The sequence below is a fragment of the Mycobacterium mantenii genome (genome assembly GCF_010731775.1).
Classification (GTDB): Bacteria; Actinomycetota; Actinomycetes; order Mycobacteriales; family Mycobacteriaceae; genus Mycobacterium; species Mycobacterium mantenii.
In genome coordinates this window covers 3,502,335-3,516,113 of sequence record NZ_AP022590.1, presented here as the reverse complement: position 1 = coordinate 3,516,113, position 13,779 = coordinate 3,502,335, and the positions used below count along the sequence as shown (strand labels likewise).

Below are 13,779 nucleotides of genomic sequence, written 5' to 3'. Positions count from 1 at the left end.
CATGCCGGACATGACCGCACGGTCGGTGGTGCTCAGCGTGCTGCTCGGCGCGCACCCCGCGCACGCTCGTGCCAACGAATTAGTAAGGCTCACTTCTGATTTTGGCATCAAGGAGTCGACGTTGCGGGTAGCGCTGACCCGCATGGTCGGTGCCGGCGACCTGATCCGCTCCGCGGACGGCTACCGGCTCTCGGATCGCCTGCTGGCCCGCCAGCGGCGGCAGGACGACGCCATCGACCCGCGGGTCCGGCCCTGGCACGGGGAGTGGGTCACGCTCATCGTGACCAGCGTGGGCAACGACGCGCGTACCCGCGCGGCGCTGCGAACCGCCCTGCACGACAAGCGGTTCGGTGAACTCCGCGAAGGCGTGTGGATGCGCCCCGACAACATCGACGCGGAGCCCGGCCCCGACGTCACGGCCCAGGCGCGGGTGCTGCGCGCGCGCGACGACCACCCCGACGAGCTCGCCGCCCAGCTATGGGACCTGCCCGCCTGGGCCCAGACCGGGCATCGGCTGCTCGACGAGATAGCCGCCGCGCCAGACATTCCCGGTCGTTTCGTGGTGGCGGCGGCGACGGTGCGCCACCTGCTCACCGACCCGGTGCTGCCCGACGAGTTACTGCCGGCCGACTGGCCTGGCGCCCGATTGCGCGCGGCCTACCACGACTTCGCCGCTGAGCTGCTCAGGCGGCGCGAACCACTATTTGCGGAGGCGACATGACTGATCCGGTGCGTATCGAGCGCAACGGCCCGGTGACCACGGTGATCATCAACCGGCCGGCGGCGCGCAACGCGGTCAACGGCCCGACGGCGGCCGCGCTGTACTCGGCGTTCGAGGAGTTCGACCGCGACGACTCCGCATCGGTGGCGGTGCTGTGGGGCGATAACGGAACATTCTGCGCCGGAGCCGATTTGAAGGCCTTCGGCACACCCGACGCCAACGCCGTGCATCGCACCGGCCCGGGCCCGATGGGCCCGACGCGGATGGTGCTGTCCAAACCCGTCATCGCCGCGGTCAGCGGCTACGCCGTCGCCGGCGGCTTGGAGCTGGCCACCTGGTGCGACCTTCGGGTGGCCGAGGAGGGCGCCGTGTTCGGTGTGTTCTGCCGGCGCTGGGGGGTCCCCCTCATCGACGGTGGCACCGTGCGGCTGCCCCGGCTGATCGGACACAGCCGCGCGATGGACATGATCCTCACCGGCCGCGCGGTCGCCGCCGACGAAGCCCTGGCGATCGGGTTGGCGAATCGGGTGGTCCCCAAGGGCCAGGCGCGCCAGGCCGCCGAGGAATTGGCCGCGCAACTGGCGGCGCTGCCCCAGCAATGCCTGCGCTCGGATCGGCTCTCAGCGTTACACCAATGGGGGACAACGGAATCCGACGCGCTCGACTTCGAATTCGCCAGCATCTCGCGGGTGGCCGCGGAGGCCAACGAGGGGGCCGGGCGCTTCGCGGCGGGCGCGGGACGGCACGGGGCGCCGGCCGGCTAGCCGGGAGCGGTAGGCGCGGCCGGCGGGCTGGGCGTTACCGGTCAGCTGCCCTTGGTGATCGTGTTGCTCTGGCCGATCTTGTCGACCTTGGGGTCACCGTCTTTGTAGGTGATGGTGTTGTTCATCCCCAGCACGGTGATGCGGGTGTTGACCTTGTCGAAGGTGATCTTGTTGTTGGTGCCGCTGACGGTGGCCGTCTCGCAGGTACCCGTGATCGTCAGGGTGTTGTCCGAGCCGCCGACGTTCAGCGACTTGCCGCTGGCGCAGTCCAGGGTGGTGGTGGTGCCCATAGATCCGTAGTTGATCGTGTTGCCGATCTCGATGGACGCGGTGGTGCTCGCACCGCTCGATCCCGTCGTCGGCGCCGCACCGGCACTGGTCGTCGTCGCGGTGCTCTTGGTGGTGGTCGTCGAGGAGCCCGCCGGCGGGTTGGCCGTCGAACTGCAGCCGGCCAGCACCAGGGCCGCGGCCGCCGGTGTCACGGTGAGCACGGCCAGGCGCAGTGAGTGGTCACGGATGTAGGCGGGCATGGTTCCTCGATTCTTGATCGGATGATGTTGTGCTGCTGTGGTTTAGCCCGGCACCTGCTGGAGCCGATTGGTCATGCCCAGTTCGCGGCCGCGGTCCCACAGGGCGGGCTGACCGCTCTTGTAGAACACCGTCTCGTTGTAGCCGTACACGGTGATGTCGTGCGACACCGAGTCGGCGATCACGGTGTTCGACGAACCCATCACCGTCACGGCGTAGCAGTTGCCCAGCGCGGTGACGTTGATGCCGGTGCCGTTGACCATCAGCGTGGCGTCGTTGCAGTCGATCGTCTGCTCGATGTCCTGCCCGATGATGTGGGTGTCGCCGTTCTTGGCCTGCGCGACCGGCAGGGCGGCCGCGGCGACGGCGATGACACAGGTGGCCAGTGACCCGGCGACAGTCGTCCACTTCACTGCGGGCCCCCTTTTGGACGGGTCGGCTGCTAACGAGGCAAGCATGACATTACGTGCATTCGCCGGCCCGGTGGCAGACTTTGTTGTCCTTTGCCGCGTGCTCGTATCCGCTCGGGACATTCGTGTCCGAACGGGTGTCAACTAGAGTCATTAGTTAACCGCAACCCGTTTCACGTAATCGAAGGGCGACCGCCATGGCAGCTCCACCGGATCCGCCGCCGGCGGTCGGGCGCCAGCGCGCGGGACGGCCCGCCTCCCGTCCGGCCAAGCTGAGCCGGGACGGGATCATCGACGGCGCCCTGACGTTCTTGGATCGCGAGGGCTGGGACGCCCTGACCATCAACGCGCTGGCGATGCAGCTGGGCACCAAGGGGCCGTCGCTGTACAACCACGTCGACAGCCTGGAAGACCTGCGCCGCGCGGTGCGGATCCGCGTGATCGACGACATCATCACGATGCTCAACCGGGTCGGTCAGGGCCGCGCCCGCGACGACGCGGTGCTGGTGATGGCGGGCGCCTACCGCAGCTATGCCCACCACCACCCGGGCCGCTACTCGGCCTTCACCCGGATGCCGCTGGGCGGTGACGATCCCGAATACACCGCCGCGACCCGCGGGGCGGCCGCACCGGTGATCGCCGTGCTGTCCTCCTACGGCCTGGACGGCGAGGCGGCCTTCCACGCCGCGCTGGAGTTCTGGTCCGCCCTGCACGGCTTCGTTTTGCTGGAGATGACCGGTGTCATGGACGACATCGACACCGACGCACTGTTCTCCGACATGGTGCTGCGGTTGGCGGCCGGGCTGGAAAAGCGCACCGCCCACGACGGCGCCAGGGGTTAGCCGCCGCTTTGACCTGCGAGACCGCTGGCGGGTATTGTGGTCCCTCGTGCCTGGCGGCTTACGGCGCCTAACCGTAAGGGAGTGGATGCCGGGCGAATTCGCGTGTCCACGAAGCTTCGGGCCAAGTCCGGTGCGCAGCGCATGCGACACACCCGGGCGCGGGGTGACGCGGCCGGACATAATTGCAGTACACAGACTTGAAAACGCTAGAAAAATGCCGAACACGAACACAGAAAGCCGGTAGATGCCAACCATTCAGCAGCTGGTCCGCAAGGGTCGCCGCGACAAGGTCGCCAAGGTCAAGACCGCGGCCCTGAAGGGCAGCCCGCAGCGCCGTGGCGTATGCACCCGCGTGTACACCACCACCCCGAAGAAGCCGAACTCGGCGCTTCGGAAGGTCGCCCGCGTGAAGCTGACGAGCCAGGTTGAGGTCACCGCCTACATCCCCGGGGAGGGCCACAACCTGCAGGAGCACTCGATGGTGCTGGTGCGTGGTGGCCGAGTCAAGGACCTGCCCGGTGTCCGGTACAAGATCATCCGCGGCTCACTCGACACTCAGGGTGTCAAGAACCGCAAGCAGGCTCGCAGCCGTTACGGCGCCAAGAAGGAGAAGAGCTGATGCCGCGCAAGGGGCCCGCGCCGAAGCGTCCATTGGTCAATGACCCGGTCTACGGGTCGCAGCTGGTGACGCAGCTGGTGAACAAAGTTCTGCTGGACGGGAAGAAATCGCTGGCCGAACGCATTGTTTATGGAGCGCTCGAGAACGCCCGGGATAAGACGGGCACTGACCCGGTGATCACGCTCAAGCGCGCGATGGACAACGTCAAGCCCTCCCTCGAGGTGCGCAGCCGCCGCGTCGGTGGCGCTACGTACCAGGTCCCGGTCGAGGTGCGTCCCGATCGCTCGGTGACGCTGGCGCTGCGTTGGCTGGTCAGTTTCTCCAAGCAACGCCGCGAAAAGACCATGGTCGAGCGGCTCGCCAACGAGATCCTGGATGCCAGCAATGGCCTCGGAGCCGCCGTCAAGCGGCGCGAGGACACCCACAAGATGGCCGAGGCCAACCGCGCCTTCGCGCACTATCGCTGGTAGGGGCCGGACGGCGCCCAAAGGCAGAGTGGTCGGGCGCAAACCGACAGCGAACTAACCAAGCAATCGAAAGAGTGGGAAGACTTCTGTGGCACAGAAGGACGTGCTGACCGACCTGACCAAGGTCCGCAACATCGGCATCATGGCGCACATCGACGCCGGCAAGACGACGACGACCGAGCGCATCCTCTACTACACCGGTATCAGCTACAAGATCGGTGAGGTGCACGACGGCGCCGCCACCATGGACTGGATGGAGCAGGAGCAGGAGCGTGGGATCACCATCACCTCCGCCGCCACCACCTGCTTCTGGAAAGACAACCAGATCAACATCATTGACACGCCTGGCCACGTCGACTTCACCGTCGAGGTGGAACGCAGCCTGCGCGTGCTCGACGGTGCCGTCGCCGTCTTCGACGGCAAGGAAGGTGTCGAGCCGCAGTCCGAGCAGGTCTGGCGGCAGGCCGACAAGTACGACGTCCCGCGCATCTGCTTCGTCAACAAGATGGACAAGATCGGGGCCGACTTCTACTTCTCGGTGAGGACCATGGAGGAGCGCCTCGGCGCCAACGCCATCCCGATCCAGCTGCCCGTCGGCTCCGAGGGCGACTTCGAGGGCATCGTCGACCTGGTCGAGATGAACGCCAAGGTGTGGCGCGGCGAGACGAAGCTGGGCGAAACCTACGACACCATCGACATCCCGGCCGAGATGGCCGACAAGGTCGAGGAGTACCGCACCAAACTGCTCGAGGCCGTCGCCGAGACCGACGAGGCGCTGCTGGAGAAGTACCTCGGCGGGGAGGAGCTCACCGTCGAGGAGATCAAGGGCGCCATCCGCAAGCTGACCATCAGCTCGGAGGCGTACCCGGTGCTGTGCGGCAGCGCGTTCAAGAACAAGGGCGTGCAGCCCATGCTGGACGCCGTCATCGACTACCTGCCCTCGCCGCTGGACGTACCCCCGGCCGTCGGCCACGCGCCGGGCAAGGAGGACGAAGAGGTCACCCGCAACCCCTCGACCGACGAGCCGTTCTCCGCGTTGGCGTTCAAGGTCGCGACGCACCCGTTCTTCGGCAAGCTGACCTACGTCCGCGTGTACTCGGGGAAGGTCGACTCCGGCAGTCAGGTCATCAACGCCACCAAGGGCAAAAAGGAGCGGCTGGGCAAGCTGTTCCAGATGCACTCCAACAAGGAGAACCCGGTGGAGACCGCCTCGGCCGGCCACATCTATGCGGTGATCGGGCTGAAGGACACCACCACCGGTGACACCCTGAGCGACCCGAACCAGCAGGTCGTGCTGGAGTCGATGACCTTCCCCGACCCGGTCATCGAGGTGGCTATCGAGCCCAAGACCAAGAGCGACCAGGAGAAGCTGTCGCTGTCGATCCAGAAGCTCGCCGAGGAGGACCCGACCTTCAAGGTTCACCAGGACTCAGAGACCGGCCAGACCGTGATCGGCGGGATGGGCGAGTTGCACCTGGACATCCTGGTGGACCGGATGCGCCGCGAGTTCAAGGTCGAGGCCAACGTCGGTAAGCCGCAGGTCGCCTACAAGGAGACCATCAAGCGGACGGTGGAAAAGGTCGAGTTCACTCACAAGAAGCAGACCGGCGGTTCCGGCCAGTTCGCCAAGGTGCTGATCAGCCTCGAACCGTTCCACGGCGAAGACGGTGCGACCTACGAATTCGAGAACAAGGTCACCGGTGGACGTATCCCGCGTGAGTACATCCCGTCGGTGGACGCCGGCGCGCAGGACGCCATGCAGTACGGCGTGCTGGCCGGTTACCCGCTGGTCAACTTGAAGGTCACCCTGCTCGACGGGGCTTTCCACGAGGTCGACTCGTCGGAGATGGCCTTCAAGATCGCCGGTTCGCAGGTGCTGAAAAAGGCTGCGGCGCAAGCGCAGCCAGTCATCCTGGAACCGATCATGGCCGTCGAGGTCACCACGCCCGAGGACTATATGGGCGACGTGATCGGCGACCTGAACTCTCGCCGTGGCCAGATCCAGGCCATGGAGGAGCGGAGCGGTGCGCGCGTCGTCAAGGCGCATGTGCCGCTGTCGGAGATGTTCGGCTACGTCGGCGACCTGCGGTCCAAGACCCAAGGCCGGGCGAACTACTCCATGGTCTTCGACTCGTACGCCGAAGTGCCGGCGAACGTGTCAAAGGAGATCATCGCGAAGGCGACCGGTCAGTGAGCGAAGACGACGGCGAGTAAGCGGAGCTTACGAGCGAGGAGTCGAGCCATCAGCTCAAGTCACCTCGGAGTAACCTTGCCGGGTCATTGGAATGCCTTGGGCGCGGCACAACTGAAAACACCAACACTGCTTTAACGAGCACCAACTAGTCCAGGAGGACACAGAAGTGGCGAAGGCGAAGTTCGAGCGGACGAAGCCGCACGTCAACATCGGGACCATTGGTCACGTTGACCACGGCAAGACCACGCTGACCGCGGCTATCACCAAGGTTCTGCACGACAAGTACCCCAACCTGAACGAGTCCCGCGCGTTCGACCAGATCGACAACGCGCCCGAGGAGCGTCAGCGCGGTATCACGATCAACATCTCCCACGTGGAGTATCAGACCGAGAAGCGTCACTACGCCCACGTCGACGCCCCGGGTCACGCCGACTACATCAAGAACATGATCACCGGCGCGGCTCAGATGGACGGGGCGATCCTGGTGGTCGCCGCCACCGACGGCCCCATGCCGCAGACCCGTGAGCACGTGCTGCTCGCGCGTCAGGTCGGCGTGCCCTACATCCTGGTCGCCCTGAACAAGGCCGACATGGTCGACGACGAGGAGCTGCTCGAGCTCGTCGAGATGGAGGTCCGCGAGCTGCTGGCCGCCCAGGAGTTCGACGAGGACGCCCCGGTGGTGCGGGTCTCCGCGCTCAAGGCGCTCGAGGGCGACGCCAAGTGGGTCGAGTCCGTCGAGCAGCTGATGGAGGCTGTCGACGAGTCGATCCCGGACCCGGTCCGTGAGACCGAGAAGCCGTTCCTGATGCCGGTGGAGGACGTCTTCACCATCACCGGGCGTGGCACGGTGGTCACCGGCCGTGTCGAGCGCGGTGTGATCAACGTGAACGAAGAAGTCGAGATCGTCGGTATCAAGCCGACCAGCACCAAGACCACGGTCACCGGTGTGGAGATGTTCCGCAAGCTGCTCGACCAGGGCCAGGCCGGCGACAACGTCGGTCTGCTGCTGCGTGGTATCAAGCGTGAGGACGTCGAGCGTGGCCAGGTTGTGGTCAAGCCCGGCACCACCACGCCGCACACCGAGTTCGAGGGCAGCGTCTACATCCTGTCCAAGGACGAGGGCGGCCGGCACACGCCGTTCTTCAACAACTACCGCCCGCAGTTCTACTTCCGCACCACCGATGTGACAGGTGTGGTGACGCTGCCGGAGGGCACCGAAATGGTGATGCCCGGTGACAACACCAACATCTCGGTGAAGCTGATCCAGCCCGTCGCCATGGACGACGGTCTGCGGTTCGCGATCCGTGAGGGTGGCCGCACCGTCGGCGCCGGCCGGGTCGTCAAGATCATCAAGTAGTTCCGAACCACCGCGAAGCCCGGATTGCCGACTCGGCAATCCGGGCTTTGTGCATTGGCTCGGCGTCGGTCCGGGGCAACGCGGAGGAAATCATGCGGCGACGGCCGCGGCTGGTTTAGGATTTACCCATAATTCTCCTGACGGTTCGGCGGGGAGGTATTGATGTCCTTCGTTGAAGCGACGCCGGAATTCGTTGCGGCCGCCGCGGGGGATTTGGCCAGGATCGGGACGACGATCAGCTCCGCCAACTCCATTGCATTGGGTCCGACGTCGGGTGTGCTGGCCCCCGGCGCCGACGAGGTGTCGGCGAGTATCGCCGCACTCTTCGACGCGCACTCCCAGGTCTATCAGGCGCTCAGCGCCCAGGCGGCCGCGTTTCACAGCCAGTTCGTGCAACTGATGAACGGCGGTGCCACGCAGTACGCCTTGGCCGAGGCGGCCAACACCACGCCGTTGCAGACCGCGGCGGCCCCGGCGTCGGTGGCCGCGCAGGTACCGGCGGTGAGCGGCGCCCTGGGCCCTTCCGCTCCGGGCGCACCCGCGGGCCCGCTGATGGCGGCGGTGGCACCCGCCGCCACCGCGGCGATGCCCGCACCGGCCGGCACGCCGGTCGCGGCGGCTCCGGCGGGATCGGCGACGCTGGCCTCGGCCACTATGCCGGCCGGTGCGGCGCGGGTGGTCACCCCGGCCTACGCCCCGGCCAGTTCTCCGGCCGCGGTCCAGCCGGTGGCATCGGCGGCGACGCCGGCCGGCCCTCCCGCGGCGGCCATGCAGACCGCGGTGCCGCCGCAGACCTCGGCGGCCCCGGCGATGCCGGTATCGGCGCGTACCGCTGCGACCCCTGCCGCCCCGGCGCACCCGGCGCAACAGGCGACGGCGCCGGTACGCCGGGTGCCGATCGTTCCCCCAGAGATGGTTTAAGCGACCAGAACACCGTTTGCGCGTATCGCATCCGCCGCGGCACCGCGAGCGCTACTCTGACTCGGATTCCCCAGTAAGACGAGGGAGGGGCAAGTGTTGGCGCGCTACCTGAAGGCACAGTTGGTGGTTTTGCTGTGCGGCGGTCTGGTCGGACCGATTTTCCTGATCGTGTACTTCACCCTGGCCCTCGGCAGCCTGCTGCAGTGGATGTTCTACGTCGGCCTGCTCATCACCCTGGCCGACGTGCTGGTCGCGCTGGCGTTGGCGAACTACGGGGCCAAGTCGTCGGCGAAGGTGGCCGCGCTCGAGCAGAGCGGCGTGCTGGCGCTCGCGCAGATCACCGGGATCACCGAGACGGGGACGTGGGTCAACAACCAACAGGTCGTCAAGGTGCACCTGCACATCGCCGGCCCCGGATTCCTGCCGTTCGACAGCGAAGACAGGGTCATCGCCAGCGTCACCCGGCTGGGCAACCTCAACGCCCGCAAGGTGGTGGTCCTGGTCAACCCCACCACCAACGAATATCGAATCGACTGGGAGCGAAGCGCTTTGGTCAACGGTCTGGTGCCCGCGCAGTTCACGGTGGCCGAAGACAACAAGACCTATGACCTGAGCGGGCAGGCGGGCCCGCTGATGGAGATCCTGCAGATCCTCAAGGCCAACAACGTCGCGCTCAATCAGATGCTCGACATCCGGTCGAACCCGGCGTTGCGCGCGCAGATTCAGGCCGTGGTGCGACGCGCGGTCGAGCACCAGGTCCCGGCCGCTCAACCGGCGCCGGCCGCGGCGCCCGCGGCGGCGGCGGTCGTCACGCCGCCCGAGCCGTCGATCGCCGCGCGGCTGCAAGAACTGCAGGATCTGCACGCCAGTGGGGCGCTGACCGACGCGGAATACGCCAGCCGCCGCGCCGCGATCATCGCCGAAATCTAAAGTGCCGCTCGGCAACGCCGGGTGAATTAGAACACGTTTCAGTTCCGCTGCTAGCCTGGCTTGGTCTATCGGCGGTCGAAGGGGTTACACGTGGCTGGACAGGCCGGATCACTGCAGGGTCGGGTGGCGTTCATCACCGGGGCCGCACGCGGGCAGGGACGCTCGCACGCGGTGCGGCTGGCCCGCGAGGGCGCCGACATCATCGCGCTGGACATCTGCGCGCCGGCGTCCGCCAGCGTGACGTACGCGCCGGCCGGCCCCGAGGATCTCGATGAGACCGCCCGCCTGGTGGAGAACGAGGGCCGCAAGATCCTGACCCGCGAGGTCGACATCCGCGACGACGCGGCGCTGCGGGACCTGGTGGCCGACGGCGTCGAGCAGTTCGGCCGGCTCGACATCGTGGTGGCCAACGCTGGAGTGCTGAGCTGGGGCCGCATTTGGGAGCTCACCGATGAACAGTGGGACACGGTAATCGGCGTCAATCTGACCGGCACCTGGCGCACGCTGCGCGCCACCGTGCCGGCGATGATCGAGGCGGGAAACGGCGGATCGATCATCGTGGTCAGCTCGTCGGCGGGGATCAAGGCCACACCGGGCAACGGCCACTACTCGGCCAGCAAACACGGGCTCACCGCGCTCACCAACACGCTGGCCATCGAGCTCGGCGAATACGGCATCCGGGTCAACTCGATTCACCCGTACTCGGTGGACACCCCGATGATCGAGCCCGAGGCGATGATGGAGATCTTTGCCCGGCATCCCAGCTTCGTGCACAGCTTTCCGCCAATGCCGGTGCAGCCCAACGGCTTCATGGCCGCCGACGAGGTGGCCGACGTGGTGGCCTGGCTCGCCGGCGCTGGTTCGGGCACGCTCACGGGCACCCAGATCCCCGTGGATAAGGGCGCCCTAAAGTACTGACGGCCCATCGTGCTATGAACTCCACGTGAGTAGTGACGCAAGCGCCAACAACGGAATCGTGATTGTCGGCGGCGGACTGGCCGCCGCCCGCACCGCCGAGCAGCTGCGGCGCTCGGAGTATTCCGGGCCCATCACAATCGTCAGCGACGAGGTGCACCTGCCCTACGACCGCCCGCCGCTGTCCAAAGAGGTGCTGCGCAAAGAGGTCGACGACACCGCGCTCAAACCCCGCGAGTGGTACGACCAGAACGACATCACCCTGCGACTGGGGTCGGCCGCGAGGAGTCTGGACACCGCGGCGCAGAGGGTGACTCTCGACGACGGCACGACGCTCGGCTACGCCGAACTGGTGATAGCCACCGGCCTGGTGCCCCGGCGCATCCCGGCCATCCCCGATCTCGAGGGGATCCGCGTGCTGCGGTCCTTCGACGAAAGCATGGCGCTGCGCAAGCACGCGTCCGCGGCGCAGCGCGCCGTCGTCATCGGCGCCGGCTTCATCGGCTGCGAGGTGGCGGCCAGCCTGCGCAGCCTGGGCGTGGACGTGGTTCTGGTGGAGCCGCAGCCGACGCCGCTGGCCGCGGTTCTCGGCGAGCGGATCGGTGAGCTGGTGGCCCGGCTGCACCGCGCCGAGGGCGTCGACGTCCGCCTCGGCGTCGGGGTGGCGGAGGTGCGCGGTGAGGAACACGTCGAGGCGGTGGTGTTGAGCGACGGCACCGAACTGCCGGCCGACATAGTGGTCGTCGGCATCGGGTCGCGCCCGGCGACCGAATGGCTCGAGGGCAGCGGCGTCGAGGTCGACAACGGCGTCATCTGCGACGAGGCCGGACGGACCAGCGCGCCGAATGTGTGGGCGCTCGGTGATGTCGCGTCGTGGCGTGACGCGATGGGACACCAAGGGCGCGTTGAACATTGGAGCAATGTCGCCGACCAGGCGCGTGCCGTCGTGCCCGCGATGCTGGGCCAGGATGTGCCGCCGGTGGTGGTGGTCCCGTACTTCTGGAGCGACCAGTACGACGTCAAGATCCAGTGCCTGGGCGAGCCGGAGGCCGACGACATCGTGCACGTCGTCGAGGACGACGGCCGCAAGTTTCTGGCCTACTACGAACGCGACGGGGCCCTGGTTGGGGTGGTCGGCGGCGGGATGCCGGGCAAGGTCATGAAGGCGCGTGCCAAGATCGCCGCGGCCGTGCCCATCGCCGAAGTGCTGGGCTGAGGCAAGCCCACTACTGGTACACGTCCGCCGCTAGACGGCGGCGACCGCGTACGGGTCGCTGGGGATGCCGGTATTGCGAATCACCGTGGCGAGCTGCTCGGCGACACCCGGCGCGGTGACGATCGTCGACGCGGATTTGTGGGTGTGCGGGTTGCCCCGCGCGTCGGTGAGCAGCGCTCCCGCTTCGCGGGCGAGCAGTGTCCCCGCGGCGGTGTCCCACGGCTTGTTGGACATCATCACGCAGGCGTCCAGGGCGCCCTCGGCGACGAAAGCGAGATCGAGCGTGGCCGCGCCGATCATCCGGATGCGCTCGACGCGGGGCACCAGCTCGGTGGTGAGCGCCAGCCGGTGCGCGTTGAGTCGGCCGGCATCGTGGCCGACGGCATAGTCGCCGAGGGACACGATGGCCCCGCTGAGGCTGTCGGTGGCGCTGGCGGTGATCCGTTGCCCGTTGACGAACGCGCCCTTGCCTTCGATGGCGTGGTAGGTCTTGCCGATCAGGGGGGCGTGGGTGACGGCCAGTACGGTGCGGCCGGCGTGCAGCAGGGCCAGCGATACCGCGCACAGCGGCAGGCCGTGGACGAAATTGGACGTGCCGTCGATGGGGTCGAGCACCCACAGCCACTCGGAAGTTTCGATGTCCGGCTGGTGCTCGGACTCTTCGGCCAGTAGCGCGATATCGGGTGTGATCTGGGTGAGGTAGTCGTCGATATCGCGCTGGATGGTGAGGTCGACATCGGTGACAGTGTCGCGGTCACCTTTGTGCTGTACCGAGCTCGGCTGTGACTTCTTGAGCCTGGTGGCACCGATTTGTGTTGCTTGCCAAGCTATTTCGAAAAGTTCTTGCATTGTCTTCATGGGACAGATCTGCCTCGCTTCCAGTGTTGGGTGCGTTCGGCGTTTTTCGAGCATAAGGGTTCAGCTATTTCGCGTCGCCCGCACCCCGGGCGAATCGGGTATTAGACCAAAGCGGCGCAAATTGGGCATGCACCACAGCACAATTCGATGGCGACACACCTCGCATTTGGAACGCTCGATGGCCAATGCGGCGGCGTTGTAGTCCGTGTCACACAATTGCCAGCACCGGCACAGCCAAACTCATTGTGCTGGAAACCCGTAACTCTTCGATGTGACGAATTTTGCTGTGCCGACATGCCTCGCCGCCTCCTACGGAAACGAGGATGCCGTCGGGCGCGCGATAGCCGCGTCGGGCATCCCCCGCGAGGAGTTGTTCGTCGCCACCAAGCTGGGCACCTCCAAACAGGGCTTCCACACCGCCCAGCAGTCGTGCAAGCAGAGCCTGGACCGACTCGGGCTGGATCATCTCGACCTCTATCTGATCCACTGGCCGGCGCCGAAGCTGGGCAAGTATGTGGAGAGCTTCGAGGGCATGAAAGTGGCTCGCGAAGAGGGGCACGTCCGCTCGATCGGCGTCTGCAACTTCACGGAGGAGCTGCTGGCGACGGTCATCGAGGAAGCCGACGAGGTGCCCGCGGTGAACCAGGTCGAGTTGCACCCGCGGCTGAACCAGGCCGAGCTGCGCCAGGCCCACGCCCATCACGAGGTGACCACGCAGTCCTACAGCCCGCTGGGCGTCGGCCGGCTGATCGAGGAGCCGGTCGTGACCTCGATCGCCGCCGAGTACGGCCGCACACCCGCACAGGTCCTGGTCCGGTGGAACCTGCAGCTGGACAACGTCGTCGTCTCGCGATCGTCCAAGCCCGAGCGCGTCGCCCAGAACCTGGACGTGTTCGACTTCACCCTCGACCCCGTGCACATGGAAGCGATCGAAGGATTGCACGACGGCACCCGCGTGCTGCACGATCCGATGACCTTCATGGGAACCTAGCCCCGATCCGGTTGCGGCCGAAATACCGTACCGCAGTTCGGCATTG

14 protein-coding genes and 1 pseudogene are annotated in these 13,779 nt (G+C 66.7%); 12 read left to right on the top strand and 3 right to left on the bottom strand.

The window, feature by feature from the left end; genetic code table 11:
* The first annotated feature begins 1 nt into the window (after nt 1).
* Both G6N50_RS15785 and G6N50_RS15780 read left to right on the top strand, forming a co-directional pair.
* Nucleotides 2-721 (top strand): PaaX family transcriptional regulator C-terminal domain-containing protein, encoded by a 720-nt coding sequence (locus G6N50_RS15785; protein ID WP_083093283.1) that lies wholly within the window; start codon nt 2-4, stop codon nt 719-721.
* Nucleotides 718-1,485 (top strand): crotonase/enoyl-CoA hydratase family protein, encoded by a 768-nt coding sequence (locus G6N50_RS15780; protein WP_083093285.1) that lies wholly within the window; start codon nt 718-720, stop codon nt 1,483-1,485. Before G6N50_RS15785 ends, G6N50_RS15780 begins: the two co-directional genes overlap by 4 nt.
* A gap of 41 nt (nt 1,486-1,526) precedes the next feature.
* On the opposite strand, the gene G6N50_RS15775 is transcribed toward G6N50_RS15780, so the two are convergent.
* Together G6N50_RS15775 and G6N50_RS15770 are read right to left on the bottom strand one after the other, a co-directional pair.
* Nucleotides 1,527-2,015 (bottom strand): DUF3060 domain-containing protein, encoded by a 489-nt coding sequence (locus tag G6N50_RS15775; RefSeq protein WP_083093286.1) that lies wholly within the window; start codon nt 2,013-2,015, stop codon nt 1,527-1,529.
* 42 nt (nt 2,016-2,057) lie between these two features.
* Complete coding sequence (locus G6N50_RS15770; protein WP_083093288.1) at nt 2,058-2,426, bottom strand: DUF3060 domain-containing protein; 369 nt, start codon at nt 2,424-2,426, stop codon at nt 2,058-2,060.
* A 194-nt stretch (nt 2,427-2,620) separates the two neighbouring features.
* Here G6N50_RS15770 and G6N50_RS15765 point away from each other — a divergent pair, with 194 nt between their 5' ends.
* The 9 genes from G6N50_RS15765 (at nt 2,621) to G6N50_RS15725 (ending at nt 11,884) form a co-directional block, all read left to right on the top strand.
* A complete protein-coding gene (locus G6N50_RS15765) occupies nt 2,621-3,265 on the top strand; it encodes a TetR/AcrR family transcriptional regulator (RefSeq protein WP_083093290.1) in 645 nt (214 codons plus the stop codon).
* A 244-nt stretch (nt 3,266-3,509) separates the two neighbouring features.
* Complete coding sequence (rpsL, locus tag G6N50_RS15760) at nt 3,510-3,884, top strand: 30S ribosomal protein S12 (protein ID WP_007767794.1); 375 nt, start codon at nt 3,510-3,512, stop codon at nt 3,882-3,884.
* A complete protein-coding gene (gene rpsG / locus G6N50_RS15755; RefSeq protein ID WP_067102815.1) occupies nt 3,884-4,354 on the top strand; it encodes a 30S ribosomal protein S7 in 471 nt (156 codons plus the stop codon). The genes rpsL and rpsG overlap by 1 nt, the downstream gene beginning before the upstream one ends.
* 85 nt (nt 4,355-4,439) lie before the next feature.
* Nucleotides 4,440-6,545: an elongation factor G gene (gene fusA / locus G6N50_RS15750; protein ID WP_083093291.1), complete on the top strand. Its 2,106-nt coding sequence runs from the start codon at nt 4,440-4,442 to the stop codon at nt 6,543-6,545.
* A 166-nt stretch (nt 6,546-6,711) separates the two neighbouring features.
* Complete coding sequence (tuf, locus tag G6N50_RS15745) at nt 6,712-7,902, top strand: elongation factor Tu (protein WP_064883866.1); 1,191 nt, start codon at nt 6,712-6,714, stop codon at nt 7,900-7,902.
* 162 nt (nt 7,903-8,064) lie between these two features.
* On the top strand, nt 8,065-8,823 hold the full coding sequence (locus tag G6N50_RS15740; protein WP_083093293.1) for a PE family protein: 759 nt from the start codon (nt 8,065-8,067) through the stop codon (nt 8,821-8,823).
* Nucleotides 8,824-8,916: 93 nt separating this feature from the next.
* Nucleotides 8,917-9,753 (top strand): SHOCT domain-containing protein, encoded by an 837-nt coding sequence (locus G6N50_RS15735; RefSeq protein ID WP_083093294.1) that lies wholly within the window; start codon nt 8,917-8,919, stop codon nt 9,751-9,753.
* Nucleotides 9,754-9,843: 90 nt separating this feature from the next.
* The gene (locus tag G6N50_RS15730; protein WP_083093296.1) at nt 9,844-10,671 is read left to right on the top strand and encodes a mycofactocin-coupled SDR family oxidoreductase; all 828 of its coding nucleotides are present in this window, start codon (nt 9,844-9,846) and stop codon (nt 10,669-10,671) included.
* Between the two features lie 25 nt (nt 10,672-10,696).
* Nucleotides 10,697-11,884 (top strand): NAD(P)/FAD-dependent oxidoreductase, encoded by a 1,188-nt coding sequence (locus tag G6N50_RS15725; RefSeq protein WP_083093297.1) that lies wholly within the window; start codon nt 10,697-10,699, stop codon nt 11,882-11,884.
* A 30-nt stretch (nt 11,885-11,914) separates the two neighbouring features.
* On the opposite strand, the gene G6N50_RS15720 is transcribed toward G6N50_RS15725, so the two are convergent.
* The gene (locus G6N50_RS15720; protein WP_083093299.1) at nt 11,915-12,742 is read right to left on the bottom strand and encodes an inositol monophosphatase family protein; all 828 of its coding nucleotides are present in this window, start codon (nt 12,740-12,742) and stop codon (nt 11,915-11,917) included.
* Between the two features lie 301 nt (nt 12,743-13,043).
* On the opposite strand from G6N50_RS15720, the pseudogene G6N50_RS15715 reads away from it, so the two are divergent.
* Nucleotides 13,044-13,733 (top strand): annotated as a pseudogene (locus G6N50_RS15715) (aldo/keto reductase); the annotation flags it as partial.
* Nucleotides 13,734-13,779: the final 46 nt, after the last annotated feature.

What these genes read in the sequence shown, in the direction of transcription:
- G6N50_RS15785 (WP_083093283.1), top strand. Translation starts at nt 2, where the DNA reads ATGCCGGACATGACCGCACGGTCGGTGGTGCTCAGCGTGCTGCTCGGC.
- G6N50_RS15780 (WP_083093285.1), top strand. Translation starts at nt 718, where the DNA reads ATGACTGATCCGGTGCGTATCGAGCGCAACGGCCCGGTGACCACGGTG.
- G6N50_RS15775 (WP_083093286.1), bottom strand. Translation starts at nt 2,015, where the DNA reads ATGCCCGCCTACATCCGTGACCACTCACTGCGCCTGGCCGTGCTCACC.
- G6N50_RS15765 (WP_083093290.1), top strand. Translation starts at nt 2,621, where the DNA reads ATGGCAGCTCCACCGGATCCGCCGCCGGCGGTCGGGCGCCAGCGCGCG.
- rpsL (WP_007767794.1), top strand. Translation starts at nt 3,510, where the DNA reads ATGCCAACCATTCAGCAGCTGGTCCGCAAGGGTCGCCGCGACAAGGTC.
- rpsG (WP_067102815.1), top strand. Translation starts at nt 3,884, where the DNA reads ATGCCGCGCAAGGGGCCCGCGCCGAAGCGTCCATTGGTCAATGACCCG.
- G6N50_RS15740 (WP_083093293.1), top strand. Translation starts at nt 8,065, where the DNA reads ATGTCCTTCGTTGAAGCGACGCCGGAATTCGTTGCGGCCGCCGCGGGG.
- G6N50_RS15720 (WP_083093299.1), bottom strand. Translation starts at nt 12,742, where the DNA reads ATGAAGACAATGCAAGAACTTTTCGAAATAGCTTGGCAAGCAACACAA.